This window comes from Pseudarthrobacter sp. AG30 (assembly GCF_003116525.1).
GTDB lineage: Bacteria > Actinomycetota > Actinomycetes > Actinomycetales > Micrococcaceae > Arthrobacter.
Genome location: NZ_QEHL01000079.1, coordinates 1 through 350 on the forward strand (window position 1 = coordinate 1; position 350 = coordinate 350).

1 protein-coding gene is annotated in these 350 nt (G+C 69.1%); it reads left to right on the plus strand.

All coding sequences use genetic code 11. From position 1 onward, the window contains the following. Window positions 1-12: 12 nt before the first annotated feature. Window positions 13-350, plus strand: a 338-nt coding sequence (locus tag DC347_RS21385) for a PAS domain-containing protein (RefSeq protein ID WP_206073987.1), incomplete at its 3' end; no start/stop codon positions are given.

Here is a 350-nt window from a genome sequence, read left to right on the forward strand (position 1 = left end):
CATGCTGACGGAATGACCATGCGGCCGCCTACGCCTGCCGAGGTATTGCCATCGCTTCCGGATGATTTCGAGTGGCCCGCGCACGTCTCGCGCGGCGCGCCCGCGCTGCTGGCCTATCTCGATCTCGAGCAGCGCTTCCGCTTCGCCAACGACACCCATCGCCGCTGGCTCGGCATCGACCCGCAGCGGCTGATCGGCCGGCGCTTGATCGACGTGGTCGGCCGGCGCAACCACGAACTGGCCGGCGCGGCGCTGGAGCGTGCCTACGCCGGCCACATGGCCAGCTACGAGGGCGAGCTGTACAACGGCCACGAGCGGCGTTACGCGCACGGCAACTTCCAGCCGGACTT